This window comes from Novosphingobium sp. TCA1 (assembly GCF_009811895.1).
Classification (GTDB): domain Bacteria; phylum Pseudomonadota; class Alphaproteobacteria; order Sphingomonadales; family Sphingomonadaceae; genus Novosphingobium; species Novosphingobium panipatense_A.
The window spans coordinates 1-18028 of sequence record NZ_BLJH01000034.1 but is presented as its reverse complement, the minus strand read 5'-3'; the positions used below and the strand labels follow the sequence as shown (position 1 = coordinate 18028).

18 protein-coding genes and 1 pseudogene are annotated in these 18028 nt (G+C 61.7%); 13 read left to right on the top strand and 6 right to left on the bottom strand.

Features of this window, described 5'->3' with window-relative positions; genetic code table 11:
• Positions 1-317 precede the first annotated feature (317 nt).
• The 3 genes from NTCA1_RS24095 to hmpA are packed head-to-tail and all read left to right on the top strand — an operon-like array spanning position 318 to position 2316.
• The gene (locus NTCA1_RS24095) at positions 318-797 is read left to right on the top strand and encodes a group III truncated hemoglobin (protein ID WP_133085113.1); all 480 of its coding nucleotides are present in this window, start codon (positions 318-320) and stop codon (positions 795-797) included.
• The gene (locus NTCA1_RS24090) at positions 790-1065 is read left to right on the top strand and encodes a DUF1971 domain-containing protein (RefSeq protein WP_004206958.1); all 276 of its coding nucleotides are present in this window, start codon (positions 790-792) and stop codon (positions 1063-1065) included. Before NTCA1_RS24095 ends, NTCA1_RS24090 begins: the two co-directional genes overlap by 8 nt.
• 39 nt (positions 1066-1104) lie before the next feature.
• A complete protein-coding gene (gene hmpA / locus NTCA1_RS24085) occupies positions 1105-2316 on the top strand; it encodes an NO-inducible flavohemoprotein (RefSeq protein ID WP_004206960.1) in 1212 nt (403 codons plus the stop codon).
• 404 nt (positions 2317-2720) lie between these two features.
• Here the strand turns inward: hmpA and NTCA1_RS28810 are convergent.
• Positions 2721-2849, bottom strand: a pseudogene (locus NTCA1_RS28810) (IS110 family transposase); the annotation flags it as partial.
• An 86-nt stretch (positions 2850-2935) separates the two neighbouring features.
• On the opposite strand from NTCA1_RS28810, the gene NTCA1_RS24075 reads away from it, so the two are divergent.
• A complete protein-coding gene (locus NTCA1_RS24075; protein ID WP_004206961.1) occupies positions 2936-3688 on the top strand; it encodes a DUF6796 family protein in 753 nt (250 codons plus the stop codon).
• Entirely contained in the window at positions 3685-3957 is a 273-nt protein-coding gene (locus NTCA1_RS24070) for a hypothetical protein (RefSeq protein WP_017503288.1), read from the top strand. Before NTCA1_RS24075 ends, NTCA1_RS24070 begins: the two co-directional genes overlap by 4 nt.
• Positions 3958-4016: 59 nt before the next feature.
• Here the strand turns inward: NTCA1_RS24070 and NTCA1_RS24065 are convergent, their stop codons facing one another.
• The 5 genes from NTCA1_RS24065 to NTCA1_RS24045 all read right to left on the bottom strand — a co-directional run bounded on the left by NTCA1_RS24065 (position 4017) and on the right by NTCA1_RS24045 (position 8845).
• Entirely contained in the window at positions 4017-4487 is a 471-nt protein-coding gene (locus tag NTCA1_RS24065) for a MerR family DNA-binding transcriptional regulator (RefSeq protein ID WP_017503287.1), read from the bottom strand.
• 81 nt (positions 4488-4568) lie between these two features.
• A complete protein-coding gene (locus NTCA1_RS24060) occupies positions 4569-6245 on the bottom strand; it encodes a long-chain fatty acid--CoA ligase (RefSeq protein WP_017503286.1) in 1677 nt (558 codons plus the stop codon).
• A complete protein-coding gene (locus NTCA1_RS24055; RefSeq protein WP_036526777.1) occupies positions 6245-7552 on the bottom strand; it encodes an OmpP1/FadL family transporter in 1308 nt (435 codons plus the stop codon). The genes NTCA1_RS24060 and NTCA1_RS24055 overlap by 1 nt, the downstream gene beginning before the upstream one ends.
• Positions 7553-7584: 32 nt before the next feature.
• On the bottom strand, positions 7585-7989 hold the full coding sequence (locus NTCA1_RS24050) for a DUF2147 domain-containing protein (protein WP_036526775.1): 405 nt from the start codon (positions 7987-7989) through the stop codon (positions 7585-7587).
• Between the two features lie 211 nt (positions 7990-8200).
• Positions 8201-8845 carry a DUF3422 family protein gene (locus NTCA1_RS24045; RefSeq protein WP_036526774.1) on the bottom strand — a complete coding sequence of 215 codons (645 nt, stop codon included), beginning with the start codon at positions 8843-8845 and terminating at the stop codon, positions 8201-8203.
• Positions 8846-9127: 282 nt separating this feature from the next.
• On the opposite strand from NTCA1_RS24045, the gene NTCA1_RS24040 reads away from it, so the two are divergent.
• From NTCA1_RS24040 to NTCA1_RS24005, 8 genes are all read left to right on the top strand, one after another.
• Positions 9128-10264 (top strand): thiolase family protein, encoded by a 1137-nt coding sequence (locus tag NTCA1_RS24040; protein WP_004206969.1) that lies wholly within the window; start codon positions 9128-9130, stop codon positions 10262-10264.
• On the top strand, positions 10261-12612 hold the full coding sequence (locus tag NTCA1_RS24035) for a 3-hydroxyacyl-CoA dehydrogenase/enoyl-CoA hydratase family protein (protein WP_004206971.1): 2352 nt from the start codon (positions 10261-10263) through the stop codon (positions 12610-12612). The genes NTCA1_RS24040 and NTCA1_RS24035 overlap by 4 nt, the downstream gene beginning before the upstream one ends.
• Positions 12613-12657: 45 nt before the next feature.
• Positions 12658-14448, top strand: coding sequence for an acyl-CoA dehydrogenase C-terminal domain-containing protein (locus NTCA1_RS24030; protein ID WP_017503705.1), 1791 nt, complete (start codon positions 12658-12660; stop codon positions 14446-14448).
• Positions 14445-15353, top strand: coding sequence for a nitronate monooxygenase family protein (locus NTCA1_RS24025; protein ID WP_017503706.1), 909 nt, complete (start codon positions 14445-14447; stop codon positions 15351-15353). Before NTCA1_RS24030 ends, NTCA1_RS24025 begins: the two co-directional genes overlap by 4 nt.
• A 9-nt stretch (positions 15354-15362) precedes the next feature.
• On the top strand, positions 15363-16106 hold the full coding sequence (locus NTCA1_RS24020; RefSeq protein ID WP_004206977.1) for an electron transfer flavoprotein subunit beta/FixA family protein: 744 nt from the start codon (positions 15363-15365) through the stop codon (positions 16104-16106).
• 115 nt (positions 16107-16221) lie between these two features.
• Positions 16222-17148, top strand: a complete 927-nt coding sequence (locus NTCA1_RS24015) for an electron transfer flavoprotein subunit alpha/FixB family protein (protein WP_004206978.1) — start codon at positions 16222-16224, stop codon at positions 17146-17148.
• Between the two features lie 8 nt (positions 17149-17156).
• Positions 17157-17582 (top strand): PaaI family thioesterase, encoded by a 426-nt coding sequence (locus NTCA1_RS24010; protein WP_004206979.1) that lies wholly within the window; start codon positions 17157-17159, stop codon positions 17580-17582.
• 14 nt (positions 17583-17596) lie between these two features.
• On the top strand, positions 17597-17896 hold the full coding sequence (locus NTCA1_RS24005; protein WP_004206980.1) for a polyhydroxyalkanoic acid system family protein: 300 nt from the start codon (positions 17597-17599) through the stop codon (positions 17894-17896).
• Positions 17897-18028: the final 132 nt, after the last annotated feature.

Here is an 18028-nt window from a genome sequence, read left to right as displayed (position 1 = left end):
AGATCTTGAGCTGCGCACAATTAGGTATTTGTGACGGTGTTTGAAAATTCCGAGTGCGCCAGATCACGCGGATTAGCGTTCCAGCGAATGTCCTACGGAATCGGAAAAGAAAACCCGCCCGTCTTTTGACGGGCGGGCAAGGAAAGGTGTCTACGTCTTACCGAGACTCCTTCGGGTCGCTGGCTGATGCTATGCCTTCGTGTTTCGGATTCAAGGCTAAACTAGCGGGGCTGAGCAGTTTCTCAGGCTGTGTACATCGCCGCGACCGACGACCTGGAAATATGCGCTAGCCTTGCGTTTATGCGCAATCATGATCGATGTATTATATATACATGATTGGAGCGCGAGTCGTGGACGGTGTCTCGAAAATCAGAGAAGAAGAGCTGACTCCTTTGGTGGAGGAATTTTACGCGCGGGTCCGCGCCGATCCCGCGCTTGGGCCGATTTTCAACGATGCGATCGATGACTGGCCGGAGCATCTTGGGAAGCTGACTGCGTTCTGGTCCTCCGTCATGCTCACCAGTGGCCGATACAAGGGGCAACCGGTGCCGGCCCATTTGGAGCATAAGGCCAGGATAACGCCCGCGCTGTTCGAGCGCTGGCTCGCACTCTGGGTTCAAACGACCAATGACAGGATGACGCCCGAAGCGGCAGCGGCGCTACAAGCGAAGGCGCGGCGCATCGCCGAGAGCCTGCAACTGGCGATGTTCTTCCAACTGGAGGAACGGAGTGCTGCATCGGTCGCCAACGCGGAACGTAAGGATGCCATCGAGCGACCAGGGCAAACCCATGGCTGAAATCTTGCCTTACCGTTCCACGCCGGTGTTCAACCAGGACACTCTGCCGGCTGCCTTGCGCGCGCGACATGACACGAAGGCTGGTGTTTGGGGCGTGATCCGGGTTTTGGAGGGCGAACTCCGGCTAACCTACCTCGAGCCACCTTCGGAGATCGTCCTGACGCCTGACCAGCCTGGCTTGATTCTCCCTCAGCAACCGCATTTCGTAACGCCGACAGGGCCGATGAAGATGCAGGTGGATTTTTACGATCACATTCCCAAGCTCTGACATTCCGGGATTTTCAACGCATTCAAAAAGGAGAAGTTGATGACGCAGCCCCTCAGCGATCAGACCATTGCGCTCGTCAAGGCGACCGTCCCCGCGCTCGAAGCGCATGGCCTCGACATCGTGAACGAGATGTATTCCCGGATGTTCCAGAACCCGAACATTCGCGACCTTTTCAACCAATCGCACCATGGTGATGCCGGTTCGCAGCCGCGGGCGCTGACCGGCGCCATTCTCGCCTATGCGAGCAACATCGAAAATCTCGGTGCGCTTGCCCCGGCGGTCGAGCGGATCGCGCAGAAGCATGTTGGCCTGCAAATTCTGCCCGAACATTATCCGCACGTTGCCGAGGCGCTCCTGGGGGCGATCAAGGCGGTGCTGGGGGATGCGGCCACCGATGAGATTCTCGCTGCCTGGGGCGAAGCCTACTGGTTCCTGGCCAACATCCTGATCGCCCGCGAGCAGCGAGTCTACTCAGAACAGAAGGATGCGACCGGCGGATGGAATGGCTGGCGCGATTTTCGCGTCGAGGACGTCGTGCGTGAGAGCAGCGTCATCAATTCCTTCGTTCTGCGCCCCGTTGATGGCGGGGCCGTCATGCGGCACAAGCCCGGGCAATATCTGACCTTCTGGCTTGAAATTCCGGGACATCCGCCAGTCAAGCGCAACTATTCGATTTCAGCAGCCCCCAACGGCGAAACCTATCGCATTTCGGTCAAGCGTGAGCCGCTTGGTCTTGCGTCAGGCTGGCTTCATGATGAAGCCAAGCCGGGCACGGTGCTCAAAGTTGCCGCGCCTGCAGGCGAATTCTTCCTGGCAGCGCATGTCGAACGCCCGGTGATCCTCCTGTCGGGCGGCGTGGGGCTGACCCCGATGGTGGCCATGCTCGAAACGCTTGCTGAGGGCGAGGCGGGAGTCCCCGTGCACTATGTCCACGGAACTCATGACCGCGATACCCACGCAATGCGTGATCATGTTCGCGCTGTCGCTGGGCGGGGCAAGTCAATCACCGTCACCGATTTTCATCAGACCCCGCTCGAAGATGAAGTCGCAGGACGGGATTATGACGTCGCCGGCATCATTACCGATGAATGGCTGGTCGCCAACACGCCTGTAGGTGAGGCCGATTACTATATCTGCGGACCACGCCCGTTTCTGCGGCACGCCGTCTCGACCTTGTCGCTGGCTGGCGTCCCATCCGACCGCATTCATTACGAATTCTTCGGTCCGGCGGACGAATTGCTCGCCGCCTGACTGAGCGCGGAGAAGGGCGACATCGCCCTTCTCCGCGTCTACTCAAACCGCCATGTCGGGGGCGTCACATAAAACGGGCACAGATATACGCTCTCATGACTGCCATCCGAGACGCTGGCCGAGTTTACTCCTTCGCTGGCCTCGAGACCAGCGGTCGCATTGACCTTGGCGGGTGTGCCGCGGGCGCCTGATCGACGACGATTGATCATGCTCTCATCCGCGGGTTGATTACCGCACTATCCGTATCCGTCGCTGGGCCTATCCTCCGTATAAGTTCGGGCGTCGGACGAACCTGCCCCACCGTACACCGTGGATTGCCCATCACAGTCGGGTGCCCGCGGCACGTCGGCCAAGGCTATGCAGTTGGTGCGCTGGCGCCTCCTCTCGTTAATGTCGTGGGTGGATCAGCCGGCTATCGCCGGCGACACCCGACGGGCGATGTCCCAGGCATAGCCGAACAGTTCACGCGCGATCGCGGTGGTCACCTTGGGCTGAGGCTTGCCCGTGGCCGCCAGGCGACGGTAGCGCTGGCAATGGTTCCGTTCAGCGAGCCCGAGCTGATCGCCCAGGAGATCATGCGTCTCGTCGATCGATCCCGCGCCGAAGCAAGGACAAGCCTATGACGGATATCCAGCGGCTCCCGCTTCTTCGTCTCTGCGGTATCGCGGGCGTGATCGGCGCGATCCTCTGGACGCTTGGCGACGCGCTGATCATCGGGGCTAGGGCAAGTCCCGACGACTATCCGCTGATCCTGAAGACCTATGCCGATCGCATCCAGTTCGACGGTGTCGCGCTGATGCTTCCATCCTCCGAGGCGCGGCTCGCCGCGGGCGCGCTGGTGGCCGATGCCGGCATCGTCTTCTATCTCGCGGGCTGCTGGCATCTGCTCGAAGGGCTGCGTCCGGCGATGGGCTGGTGGCGCTGGCTGACCTTCGTCCTGCTGGTCGCCGGCAACGCCTGGTCTCCGCTCGGCCATGCGGGCTTCTACTATGTCGGCATGGCCTACAAGACGATCCTCGAAACGCCGGCCGCGGCCCATGGCGCGCTGCTCGATCTCGGCCAGCACTTCTACCATGTCCTGCTCATCGCCTGGTTGATGCCGATCGTGACGCTGGGCCTGGCGCTGCTGCTCCTCGGGATCGTCATCGCGCTGGGCCGCACCGCCTGGCCACGCTGGTTCGCAGCGCTGGCCAATCCCGTCTCGCTGGTCGCGATCGGCATGCTGATCGCGCGCATCCTGCCCGAGCCGGCGCACACCTGGCTTGACGGCGCCGCGTTCAACCTCGGCTGGCTCGTTGTCTATGCCGTCTCGACGGCGCTGCTCTGGAATGGTGGCCGTTCGCCGGTCGCATCACGGGACGAAGCAGCATGACCGAAGCTGCGACAGCGACAGGCGACGAACAAGTGGGGGAGGAAGCATCAGGCGCTTTCAGCATGAAGCCACTGATGTTCGAGACCTTCGTCTGCTCGATGGCGATGATGTCGTTCGTGGCGCTCGCGGGCCCCATCGCGCGCGTGCTTGGCCTCGAGCCATGGCAGGTCGGCGGGGCGATGACCGCGTCGGGCATCGCCTGGATGATCATGGCGCGGTTCTGGGGCGGCCTTAGCGATCGGCGCGGCGCTCGTCGCTTGACGGCTTGATTGGATCGGGGGCGCCGCGATCAAGCGTTACCGCTCGGTTAGAGAATGGGATGACCAAATTATCGCTGCAACTTTGCCATCGCTTCCACTTCGATGGTTGTAAGCTCGTCGATTGTCAGGTCGAGCGCAGAGCGCTGCGTCTTCAAGTCGACCAACCTTTCCCGGATGCGGGCAATCAATCGCTCCATTTGCTCCTTATGCTCGGGATCGGCATCGTAGAGATCGAGAAACTCCTTGATTTCCTTGATGGAGAAGCCAAGGCGTTTGCCGCGCAAAATCAGCTGTATGCGTCCGATCTCACGCCTGGAATATGCCCGGGTACTGCCTACCCGTTGAGGGGCGATAAGCCCCTCCTTTTCGTAGAAGCGTAGCGTGCGAAGTGTCAGTCCGAGTTCCTGAGCGACATCCTGGATGCCGTACACTTGTAAATCCGCATCCTTTGCGCGGGTTCTCCCCTTGTGCGTGGGGTTGTCGCGATCCGCGTCCTTAAGCGTTTCATCGTCCTCGGCGAGGTGGAGCGAGTTCCCCATGCCATCCACTCCCTGTCCTCCAATCACGGCTACCCTACCACTCAAGCGCATAAGCCTCGTAGCTTGACAGGGGATAGAGGCTCAGGCGAGCTTTTTGTTCTCCTCCTCGATCAAATCCTTCTTCGAAAGTTTGCCGATCAACGTCTTGGGCAGGCTGTCCCGGAATGCGAAGGCCTTGGGCATCTCGATCTTGCTGAGGCGATCCTGCAAAAAGACCTTGAGTTCATCGACGGTCAGGTTCGATCCCTCGTGCAGCGCGATGAACAACTTGGGAGATTGACCTCTGTAGGCGTCAGGAATCGCGATTGCGATCGCCTCCTTTACCGCCGGGTGCTGGTAGGCCGCATCCTCGATGATCCGGGGATATACATTATATCCGCCACAGAAGATGATGTCCTTGATGCGGTCGACGAGGAAGAGATAGCCATCCTCATCAAAATAGCCGATATCGCCGGTTCGTAGCGCGCCATCGACGAAGACAGCACTGGTTTCTGCAGGGCGCTGCCAATAGCCCTTCATCACCTGAGGGCCGCGGGCGCACACTTCTCCGCGTTCTCCCTGGGGAAGAACCCGCGAGGGATTCTCCGGATCTCGGATCTCGATGATGGTGCCGGGGAAACTTGGGCCGCAGCTATTGTCCTTCACCGTCCCAAACAACGGGTTGCAGGCGATGATCGGGGCGGTTTCGGAGAGCCCATATCCTTCCACGACCCTGGCACGCGTGCGTGCCTCGAACTCCTCGCGTACCTCGAGCGGGAGCGGTGCGCCGCCGGATATACAGGCGCGCACGGCCGAGAGATCGGGTATCTCGTCGTCCGGAAGCGCGTTCAGGGCAACATAGATCGTAGGCACGCCGAAGAACTGTGTCGGCGGCTTGCGCTTCATCGTGTTGAGAACCTGCTTCATCTCAAACCGTGGCAGCAGGACGATTTCGGCGCCGATTTCGACTGAGAAGTTGAGCACCGTCGTGAGTGCGAAGACGTGAAACATGGGCAGGACGCCGAGAGTTCTCTCCTGCTGCGGGCGAAGTCCTCCCACATGCACCACCATCTGGGCGCTGTTCGCCGTGAGGTTGGCGTGGGTCAGCATTGCGCCTTTGGGCACGCCGGTTGTGCCTCCGGTATATTGAAGGACCGCGACATCATCAGGGTGACGTTCTACCGCGTCAGGTTCGGCATCATGGGCGAGAAGCGCCTTGAGCCGGACATGAAGGCCTTCGTCGAGTATCCGCGCGTGGTCTTTTCGCTTGAATAGCGCAAAGCCCAGGCCTTGCAGCCAGGGCAGCATATCCCTCATGCCGCACAACACGATCTTGTCCAGCCCGGCACGTGGCGCGACGGCTTGCACTTTCTCGTGGATTATCCGGACGTCCGGTACCGCCATCATGCGCGTTCCCGAGTCCCGGATCTGATGCTCCAGTTCGCGCTCCGTGTAGAGCGGGTTGAAGTTGACCACGATCGCACCCACGCGCAGCGCCGCGAAGTACAATATCGCGAAATAGGGGCAGTTCGGCAGGCACAGGCCGAACCGATCGCCCTTGCGCAGCCCCTGATCCTGCAATCCACGTGCTGCACGGCGAACGAGTTGCCCCACCTGCGCATAAGTCCAGGTTCGCCCGAGAAAGTCGATGGCGACGCGTTCGGGATAAAGGTTCAACGCATTGTCGAGGAGGTCGGTCAGGAGCCGTGGCGGAATTGCCGGTTCCGGTATCGACGGGAAGGCGCTGATGGCGGGCTGGGGCATGGCGATCTCCAGCATCAGAAGTGGAAACGTCCGCCGAGCGACAGCACGACGGCGTGCGCGTCCTCGAGCTTGCCGTCCATCAGGATCGGCGTCTGCACGGCCGTGCCGGCATAGGCCGCTGTCGTGCGATCAATAGTCGTATCCTTGAACGTAATATACGCTGCGCCCGCATCGAGCGTGAACCGGGAAGACACGGCATAGCTTGTGCCGGCAGCGAAATTCCAACGGTTGCTGTCAGGCACTCGAGCGTCCCGATTGCCGTTGCGCGTCGGGGTCTGGGCGTGTTGAACGCCGGCACGAACGGTCCAGGCTGGTGTGACCGCGTAATCGATGCCGCCTGCGAAGCTCCAAGTGTCCCGGTAATTTTCCGGGATTGAAACGTTGAGCGGCGCGCCGAGCCGGATAGCGTCGAATTTCGACCAACCCATGCGGGTCACCTGACCGTTGAGGGTGACCTTGGGCGACACCGCCACGCGCGCTCCGAAGATCGCCTGCCAGGGGGTCTCGAACGTGGCGTTTGCATTCACTACGCTGTTTTGCCCGGCGAGCGGACCAAGAAGACCGGTCGTCGTCACCGAACCGTCGAGATTATGCTTCACGCTCGACTTGTAGCTGGCGCCCAGTTGCATGGGGCCGGCGCGATATTGCAGCCCGGCCGACCAGCCAAGATCCCAACCATTGCCTTTCAGCTCCTGGTGGCCGTCGGCGAGAAGAGGCGATAGGTTCGGCAGATAGTTGGACAATGATGCGTCGGCATATTCGATATTAAGCGCGGCGCCGATGCTGAGATTTGGCGTAACGAGGTAGGCGATCGATGGCTGGATGTCGTATGTTCGCAGCTTGGTCTTGTCGGCGCTATACCGTGCCCAGCTGTCGGCATCATAATTGGTTGTGAAGCTATAAGGGGAGGCGACGGTCAGCCCCAAAGCGAGCCGTGATGTCAGGCCGACGGCTATCGCGCCGGAGGGTAGTACGCCATTATTGATCGGATCACGAGAGCGTTGGCTCCCGCCTACAGCCGCAGCCGACTGCCCGGGACGGACAATGAGCGTGTTGACATTGTCAACCGACCCTTTGGGAAGGATTACGCTTACGGCCTGGTGGGCATCGACTCCTTCCATGCCTGCGATCGCAGCCGGATTCCACCAGAGGGACTGTACGCCCTGGTCGGCGACCTCGCCCGAAAAGGCTCGTCCGGCACCTCTGGACGATTGTTCCTGAAGGTAAAAGGCCTGCGCGCTCGCGGCTTGCGGCGCGAGCAATCCAGCCGCCACGGCCGATGTTGCGATCCCAACTTTCCAATTTTTGCCTGCCACGCCCATCTCCCCTTTCGTGATTGTCAAATTCCTCGTGCTTATCGGAGGCGCGTCCATGTCTGCGTCTTGCACAGGGGCCAGACGATGCAGCCCTTGAGGCGCAAATGATCCCGATCGGCTAACGTGACCGTCGCGCTGTATGTACCGCCATCCTCAGCGTTGTAGATGGAACCACCCGACCAACTGCCCGACTTCCACGTAAAACCCTGCAGAATCTGCAATCCACGAAGCTTACGACCGCGCAACGCAGCGGTCTTGTTCTTTTCGTCACGTAGTTCGGGGTTGGCTTTGATCCCGTCGGAACTGATCAAGGCACCGCAGATCGATTGCCCGCAGCGGGTGATTTCCACGACGCCATGACGGCTCTCGGTTTGCCAGCGACCGACAACGGTGTCGGCGGGCAATGCAGTGCTCGAAGCCAGTAGTGTCAGAATGATCGACATTGTTCCTCTCCGCGCGCCTTCAGGCGACCGTCTGTTTCACGTCTGGAGCCAATATGCGGCAAATCAGCGTCCCATAACCATCTCGATGACGTATAGGTAAGTCAATAGCTCAATGCGTCATCAAAATGCCTATTAGGTTGTGTGCGAATTGGAGGGGTCAGGCGCTGCTGGCCCCGTCGTCAGGGTTCGGGCGTGTTCGTGTGTGACGCCGTCAAGCTATTGATCTGTGCGTGCCTTCAAGCAAGGAAAGATTGCGATAATTGCCCAGTTCCTGAATGCGCTGGATGGAACGCGACACTTCGCCGTCAGCCGCCCCGTTCGCGGCAACGACCAGGCGCCCGTAGCCGCCGGCGTGAATGCGAAAGTGGCTCCAGATCCGGACGCTATCCCCGATGATGCAGGAGACGAGATGGCCCGGATGGAAGTCGGCCCGATCGACAACCGGCTCGGCGTAGCGATCGTTCGCCACAACGACGATGTGGGTTGCGCGGATGACCAGGCCCGGCAGCGTTTCCATCCACTGCAAGGTATCACTGAAGGGGCCGACGTCGGGAGCAGACCAGAACTGCGCGTCCGCGCTGACCGAGGTTGACGTTAGCGTCGTGGTGACCGCTTCACTGTGCCTTTCCCAGGCCAGCCGCCCGTTGGCGGACCACTCCGTTTCCAGGTGGCGCAGGTTGCGATCGAGTCCAGAGGCACATCGCTGCTCCAGGATCAGCCATTCCTTCTCCCGGTCATTCTCATCGACCAGGCGAACCGTCTGAAATGCCATGGCGGGCAATTCGAGTGCAGGAAAACGGCGCAGATGCATTTCGCCGACGATCTGACGCCGGAGGGGATGCTCAGAAAATCGCATGTGTGCGCCTTCGAAAACAGGTGCAGTGGCGCTTGGGGAGAGGCGCAGCCGTCGATAAGACGGGCGCGAGCATCATCGCCGGGATGAGAGTGCGCGGTTTTTCACTGGCGAGCATCCGTACGTTCCTCGGCCAAGACCTCCGATATCAAGCCTCCCGGGAACCGGTGCATGACGATTCCCTCGACGGCGTGAGAAGAGTGCCAAAGATTTTAGTTGACGTAAACGTCATTTCACGCACCATTAGGTAATCAGATGTCCGATTCCCTGGAGAGGCTATCATCGATGCGTAATGTGGTTGTTGCGGGCTATGCCCGGTCCCCCTTTCACCTGGCAGGCAAGGGCGCGCTGGCGCGCGTCCGCCCTGACGATCTGGCCGCTCAGGTCATTCGCGGACTGATTCAGCAGACCGGCGTGAAGGCCGAAGATATCGAGGATATCGTGCTGGGCTGCGCTTTTCCTGAAGGCGAGCAGGGCTTCAACATCGCGCGCCTTATCGGTCTTCTCGCCGACCTGCCGCTCTCTGTCGGCGGCATGACCGTTAATCGCTTCTGCGGATCGTCGATGAGCTCGGTCCACATCGCTGCGGGCCAGATTCAGCTTGGCGCCGGCGAGGCCTTCATCTGCGCGGGCGTGGAGTCGATGAGCCGCGTGCCGATGATGGGGTTCAATCCGCTGCCGAACCCCGAGCTCGCGAAGAAGAGCGCCGCCTATATGGGCATGGGCGACACGGCGGAGAATGTCGCGACCAAATATCAGATCACCCGTGCCCAGCAGGAAGCCTTTGCGGTCGCCAGTCAGGACAAGGCGGCCGCGGCTATCGCGGCCGGCAAGCTCGAGGCCGAGATCGTGCCGATCACGACCAAGGCGGGCGTGGTCGACAAGGATGGCACGCCGCGTGCCGGCACGACGACGGAAACCCTCGCCGGGCTGAAGCCGGCCTTCAGCCAGGACGGCACGGTAACGGCGGGAACGTCCTCGCCGCTGACCGATGGCGCAAGCGCAATCCTGGTCACGAGCGAGGATTATGCGCGCGCGCATGGACTGCCGATCCTTGCTCGCATCAAGTCGGTTGCTGTCTCTGGCTGCCAGCCGGAGATCATGGGCATCGGACCGGTCGAGGCCTCGCGCAAGGCGCTGCAGCGGGCGGGGCTCAGTGTGGACCAGCTTGACGTTGTCGAGCTCAACGAAGCCTTTGCGAGCCAGTCACTGGCCTGCATCAGCGACCTGGGGCTTGACCAGTCGAAGGTCAATCTGGACGGCGGCGCCATCGCGATAGGCCACCCTCTGGGGGCGACCGGTGCGCGGATCGTGGGCAAGGCCGCGGCTCTGCTGAAGCGCGAAGGCGGCAGCTATGCGCTTGCCACCCAGTGCATCGGCGGCGGTCAGGGCATCGCCACCGTGCTGGAGGCGGCGGAATGAGCGAGCAGGCCATCAAGCCAGTCGGCGCCCCGCCGGAAACCATCAAAAAGGTCTGCGTGATCGGCGCAGGCGTCATGGGCGCCGGCATCGCAGCGCAGGTCGCCAATGCCGGGGTGCCGGTGCTGCTGCTCGATATCGTGCCCAAGGAGGGCGGCGATCGTGACGCCGTGGCGAAGGGTGCGGTCGCGAAGATGCTGAAGACCGATCCGGCGCCCTTCATGTCGAAGGCTGCGGCGAAGCTCGTTGAAACGGGCAATATCGACGACCATCTCGAGCGGGTGGCCGAATGCGACTGGATCGTCGAGGCGATCGTCGAACGGCTCGACATCAAGCAGGCGCTCTACGCCAAGCTCGAGCAGCTCAAGCGTCCGGGCACGGCGGTATCGTCCAATACCTCGACGATTCCGCTTGGCCATCTGGTCGAGGGGCGGGACGATCAGTTCAAACAGGACTTCCTGATCACCCATTTCTTCAATCCGCCGCGCTACATGCGGCTCATCGAAATCGTGACCGGCCCCGACACTGATACGGCTGTGGCGAGGCGCGTCTCGGATTTCGTCGATCGAAAGCTCGGCAAGCGCATCGTGCCGGCGCGGGACACGCCGGGCTTCATCGCCAATCGCATCGGTACCTACTGGCTGGCCGTCGCGATCAATGCCGCGATGGACCAGGGGCTGACGGTGGAGGAAGCCGACCAGATCGGCGGAAAGCCGATGGGCGTGCCCAAGACCGGCATTTTCGGCCTTGTCGATCTCGTTGGCGTCGACCTCATGCCGCTGCTCACGAAGAGCCTGTCCTCGACGCTGCCGGCAGGTGACGCCTATTTCGACACGGTGAGGCCGATGCCGCTCGTCGACAGGATGATCGCGGAAGGCTTTACCGGGCGGAAGGGCAAGGGCGGTTTCTACGCGTTCGACAAGGCGACGAAGACCAAGAAAGCGCTCGATCTCGCGACCGGCGAATATCGCGTATCGGTGAAGCCGGCTTCCTTGCCGGGCCGGGCCGAGAAGGACCTGGCAGCATTGGTTGCTGCGCCCGGCAAGGTCGGCGCCTATGCCTGGGAAATTCTCGGCAAGGTTCTTTCCTATGCCGCGAGTCTGGTCGGTGAAGCTGCGGACAACATCGTCGGCATCGATGACGCGATGAAGCTCGGCTACAACTGGAAGTTCGGGCCGTTCGAACTGATCGATCGCCTTGGGCCGGGCAAGCTCGCCGAACGGCTGGCCGCCGAGGGGCGGGATGTTCCCGCGATCCTCAAGGTAGCCGGAGATCGGCCTTTCTACCGGGTGCAGGACGGCCGTCGGCAATATCTCGATGCCGCCGGCGACTATCATGATGTCGTGCGGCCCGAGGGCGTGCTGCTGCTGGAAGACATCAAGCTCCATAGCCAGCCGATCCTCAAAAATGGTTCGGCGGCACTCTGGGATGTCGGCGACGGCGTTGCCTGCCTTGAGTTCACCGGCAAGATGAACGCGCTCGACGGCGATGTGATGAAGCTGATCGGTCAGGCGATCCCGGTCGTGCAGGACAAGTTCAAGGCGCTCGTCGTCTATAATGAGGGCAGCAATTTCTCCGCCGGCGCCAATCTCGGTCTTGCTCTGTTCGCACTGAACATCGCGGCATGGGGCGAGATCGAAAAGCTCGTCGCGGGCGGGCAGCAGGCCTACAAGGCGCTCAAATATGCGCTGTTCCCGGTCGTGAGCGCTCCGGCCGGCATGGCATTGGGCGGCGGTTGCGAGATCCTGCTCAACAGTGATGCCGTGCAGGCCCATGCCGAAAGCTATGTGGGTCTGGTCGAGTGCGGCGTGGGTCTGATCCCTGGCTGGGGCGGATGCGGTGAAATGATCGATCGCTGGCGCTCCAGTCCCGGCATGCCCAAGGGGCCGATGCCGGCCGTAGCCAAGGTCTTCGAGACGGTATCGACAGCCACTGTGGCAAAGTCGGCCGCCGAGGCGAAGGAGCATGGCTTCCTGCGTCCCTCGGACGGCATTACGATGAACCGGGACCGTCTGCTGGCGGACGCCAAGGCGAAGGCACTGGAACTGGCCGACGGTTACAAACCGCCTGTGGCTCCGGAATTCCGCTTGCCTGGCGCGGGAGGCAAGTCCGCTCTTTCGATGGCTGTCGAAGGCTTCCAGGCCCGTGGCCTCGCCACATCTTACGATGGTGTCGTATCCGGCGCGCTCGCCGACGTCCTGACGGGCGGCGAGAAGGATCTCATCGACATCGTGACCGAAGAGGATCTGCTGGCGCTCGAGCGCAAGGCCTTCATGCAACTGGTGCGCGACCCGCGGACCCAGGCGCGCGTCGAGCAGATGCTCGTCACCGGCAAGCCGCTGCGTAACTGATTGGCGGCCGGCGGCCGGATGGCCGACCGGTCAGGAGATATAAATATGCAAGTCTATGACGCCCCGTTGCGCGACATGCGCTTCGTGCTCAACGAACTCCATGCCGATGACGGCTTCGGGGATATTCCCGCGCTGTCGGAGTTCACACCGGATCTCACCGATGCGATCCTCGAGGAGGCGGCGCGCTTCTGTCGCGACGTCCTGTTGCCGATCAACCGGTCGGGCGACGAGGAGGGGTGTCATCTGGAAAACGGCGTCGTGCGGACGCCGGCGGGGTTCCCCGAAGCCTATAAGCAGTTCGCCGAAGGTGGCTGGACCGCGCTCGCATCCGATCCGGAATGGGGTGGGCAGGGGCTGCCGGAAGCGGTCAACAAGCTGGTCGAGGAGATGATCTGCTCGTCCAACCTCTCCTTCGGCCTCTACCCGGGCCTCACCCATGGTGCCACCACTGCGATCGAGGGCCATGGCAGTGACGCGCTCAAGCAGGCCTACCTGCCCAAGATGGTGAGCGGCCAGTGGTCCGGCACGATGTGCCTGACCGAGCCTCATTGCGGTACCGATCTCGGGCTCCTGCGCAGCCGCGCGGTCCCGCAGGGCGATGGCAGCTACAAGGTCACCGGTTCCAAGATCTTCATCTCCGCCGGTGAGCATGACCTGACCGAGAATATCATCCATCTCGTGCTCGCCCGCCTGCCCGACGCCCCCAAGGGCGTGAAGGGCATCAGCTTGTTTCTCGTCCCCAAATATCTGCCCAGGGAGGACGGTACTCCCGGTCAATCGAACGGCGTCGCCTGCGCCGCGATCGAGCACAAGATGGGTCTCAAGGCGTCGGCGACGTGCCAGATGAACTTCGATGATTCGATCGGCTGGATCGTCGGTGAGCCTGGCAAGGGCATGGCCGCCATGTTCACGATGATGAACACGGAGCGTGTCTCCGTCGGCATCCAGGGCCTGGGTGTGGGCGAGGCGGCGTATCAGGCGGCGGCCTGGTATGCGAAAGATCGTATTCAGGGTCGGGCGCTCTCGGGACCCAAATATCCCGATCAGGCAGCCGATCCGATCATCGTTCACCCCGATGTTCGCCGCATGTTGATGACGATGCGGGCTTATAATGAGGGATGCCGGGCGCTCTCGGCCTGGGTCTCGCGCGCCCTGGACGCGGAAAAACATTCTCCCGAACCCGAAGTGCGCCAGCGTGCGAGTGACTTCATTGCGCTCATGACCCCCGTCGTCAAAGCGCTCTTCACCGACCTTGCGTTCGACAGCGCGAACCTTGCGGTCCAATGCTATGGTGGCCACGGCTACATCCGCGAAAGCGGCGTCGAGCAATATGCCCGCGATGCCCGGATCACCATGATCTATGAGGGGACGAACGGCGTTCAGGCGCTCGATCTCGTCGGCCGCAAGCTCGGCGCCCATATGGGCCGCTATCTGCGCAGCTTCTTCCATCCGGTGTCGGCTTTCATCGAGGAAAACAACGTCGACGGACCGATGAAGCCGATGATCGAGGCGCTCGCCAAGGCGTTCGGGGCGCTGCAGCTTTCGACGGCCACGGTCGCGCAGCGGGCGCTCAAGGATCCCGAAGAGGCGGGCGCGGCGTCGGCGGACTATCTGCGTCTGATGGGCCTGGTGGCCATGGGCTATTGCTTTGCCAAGGCGACCAAGATCGCAGGCTTGCAGCTCTTCTTCGGCAGCGAGGACAAGCGCTTCTACGATGCCAAGATCAAGACGGCGACGTTCTTCTTCGAGCGTATCCTGCCTCAGGCGACCGCCAGCTTCCTGGCGATCAAGGCGGGCAAGAAGTCGCTGATGGCGCTGGAAGACGACGTGTTTTGACGCTTCCGGCAAGCCTCGAAAAGCGGCTGGCCATTCCAGCCATCGTTGCGCCGATGTTCCTTGTGTCGGGACCGGACCTTGTCGTCAGTTGCTGCGAGGCGGGACTGCTTGGTACTTTCCCGGCGCTCAACCAGCGCACCAGTCAAGGTTTCGGTGAATGGCTGGATGAAATCGAGGAGCGGCTGGCTCCCATGCCGGGAGCGGCGCCCTTCGGCGTCAACCTCATCGTCCATAAGAGCAATCCGAGGCTCGACGCCGATCTGGAACTGATCGTTCGGCACCATGTGCCATTGGTCATCACCTCGCTCGGCGCCATCGCCGATCTTGTCCAGGTGGTTCAGGGCTATGGCGGGCTGGTCTTTCACGACGTGACGAACGTGCGTCATGCGGAAAAGGCGCTCGAAGCTGGCGTCGACGGTCTGATCGCGGTCGCTGCCGGCGCGGGGGGACATGCCGGCACGATGAGCCCGTTCGCACTGGTTGACGAGATACGGCGCTTCTTCCAGGGGCCGCTGGCGCTTTCCGGCGCCATCACGCGCGGCCACCAGATCGCGGCCGCGCAGATGATGGGGGCCGATCTTGCCTATATCGGATCCCACTTCATCGCGTCGGAAGAGAGTCTCGCCTCGCCGGCACAGAAAGACATGGTGATCGGGGCCGGACCAGCGGATATCGTCTATACGGACCGGGTCACCGGCGTCGGGGCCAATTTTCTCCGGCCCTCGCTGGAAGCCGCGACTCTCCCTGAGCCACATGGCGCGCTTTCGGTTTCGGAGGAGGCCAAGGCCTGGAAGACGATCTGGTCGGCAGGCCACGGTGTCGGCGCTACCACTGCCGTCCAACCGGCCCGATCCATCTGTGAGAGACTCATTGCCGAATATCAGGCGGCATTACAATCAGAGTAGGATTGATCCATGAAGGTGCTTGTGCCCGTCAAGCGGGTTATCGATTATAATGTGAAACCGCGCGTGAAGGCGGATGGGACGGGCGTCGATTTGGCGAACGTGAAGATGTCGATGAACCCGTTCGACGAGATCGCCGTCGAAGAGGCTATCCGCCTCAAGGAAAAGGGAGTCGCGACCGAAATCGTGGTGGTGTCGATCGGCGTCGCCAAGGCGCAGGAAACGCTGCGCACCGCGCTCGCCATGGGGGCCGACCGCGCGATCCTCGTCCAGACTGACGATGAGGTCGAGCCGCTCGCCGTCGCCAAGATCCTGAAGGCCATCGCCACCGAGGAGGCTCCGGGCCTGGTGATCCTCGGCAAGCAGGCCATCGACGATGATGCCAATCAGACCGGCCAGATGCTGGCAGCCCTTCTCGGTTGGGGGCAGGGCACATTCGCCAGCAAGGTCGAAGTATCGGGCGAGACTGTCGCGGTGACCCGTGAGGTGGATGGCGGTCTGGAGACCGTAAGCCTCAAACTGCCGGCGATCGTGACGACCGATCTGCGTCTCAACGAACCGCGCTATGCGAGCCTGCCCAATATCATGAAGGCCAAATCCAAGCCGCTGGCGACGAAGACGCCGGCCGATCTCGGTGTTGAGATCGCCTCGCGCCTCAAGACGCTCAAGGTGACCGAACCCCCCAAGCGCTCGGCGGGCATCAAGGTGGCCGACGTCGATGAATTGGTCGCCAGGCTCAAGGAAATGGCGATTTGATAAACTTTCAAACGCGCCGAACTTGCCGAACCTCTCCCATGCAAGTGACGGCGCACCCCGCTTCATCCTGTGCGCACAGAGATGAAGCGGGGGCGGATTTCTCGGAGAATAAGTTATGAATACGCTCGTCTGGGTTGAACATGACAATGCGTCGGTCAAGGATGCGACGCTATCGGCCGTCACCGCCGCTGCCAAACTTGGTGAGGTCCATCTGCTGGTTGCCGGTGCGGGCATCGGCGGCGTGGCCGAGGCTGCTGCGAAGGTCGCGGGTGTCGCCAAAGTCGTAACGTTCGACGATGCGGCGTTCAAACACGCTTTGCCCGAGAATGTCGCGCCGGCCGTCGCGGACCTGATGCGCGGCTATGACGCGTTCGTGGCGCCTTCCACTTCGAATGGCAAGAACATCGCGCCGCGCGTGGCGGCCTTGCTTGATGTGATGCAGGTCAGCGACATCCTGTCGGTGGAAAGCGCTGACACGTTCACGCGTCCCATCTACGCGGGAAATGCGATCGCGACGGTCCAGTCGTCTGATGCAAAGAAGGTTATCACGGTGCGTGGCACAGCCTTCGAGAAGGCGGCCCGCGAGGGTGGCTCGGCCAGTATCGAGGCTGCGACGGGCACGGATGCGGGACTTTCCAGCTTCGTGGGTGCCGAGATCGCCCAGTCCGAGCGCCCGGAACTCACCTCGGCCAAAATCATCGTCTCGGGCGGGCGAGCGCTGGGCTCGGCCGGGCAGTTTCATGGCGTGATCGATCCGCTGGCCGACAAGCTGGGCGCGGGTGTGGGCGCAAGCCGCGCAGCGGTCGATGCTGGCTATGCGCCCAACGATTTTCAGGTCGGCCAGACCGGCAAGATCGTGGCGCCGGAAGTCTATGTCGCCGTCGGCATATCGGGTGCGATTCAGCACCTTGCTGGCATGAAGGATAGCAAGACCATCATCGCGATCAACAAGGATGAGGACGCGCCCATTTTCCAGGTCGCCGATATCGGCCTGGTCGGCGACCTCTTCAAGATCGTTCCTGAACTGACCGAAAAGCTTTGAGGTAAGCGATGACCGGTCTGGAAGAGATCGAACAGTTCATGGCGGCCGGCACCCGGCCGCCCATGATGGACCTGTTCGACATCGATCTGCTTGAGGCGGAGGAGGGGAAGGTCGTCTTTGTCGCGACGCCCACCTCGCAGACCTACAATTTCATGGGCATCGCCCATGGTGGCTATGCCGCGACGCTCCTGGATTCGGCCTGCGGCATCGCGGCGAACTCCGCGGCCCAAGTGCCCATCAACTGCGTCACGCTCGAACTCAAGGTCGCCTATCATGCGCCCTTGACCGACAGGGTCGGGATGGTCCGTGCAATCGGCCAGGTGGTGTCGATGGGCAAGAGGGTGGCGCATACTGAGGCGCGTCTGATCGACATGGCCGGCAAACTCTATGCCTCCGCGACATCGACCTTGCTGCTCGTCGATCGGGCGGCCTGAACAGGAAAGAAGATATGGAAGTCGTTATCCCGCACAGCCTTGGTAAAATCGAAGCGAAGAGCAGGATCGAGGCCGGCCTGCCCAAGCTGGCAGCGCATATCCCGGGAGGCGGTTCGCTCAGTTCCGAGTGGGTATCGGACTACGCACTACACTTGGTCATCGGGGCGATGGGGCAGAATATCCCGGTGCAACTCGACATTGAGGATAGCGAGATTCGCGGCGACGTCAGCGTACCGCTGTTCCTCAAAATGATGTCAGGACAGATTTCGGATTTTGTGAAAACGAGCGCCGAGAAAATGCTCAGCAAGGCATGATGAATTTACTGGCCGCAGGACAATATCGTTGCTCTGCGATGATTGAGTTTACGAGAATCTGCCCTGTTTCCTAGGGTCAGGACCCATTGATATGATTAGGTTTGTGTGATTCAGGCTCCGTGAGGAGACTGG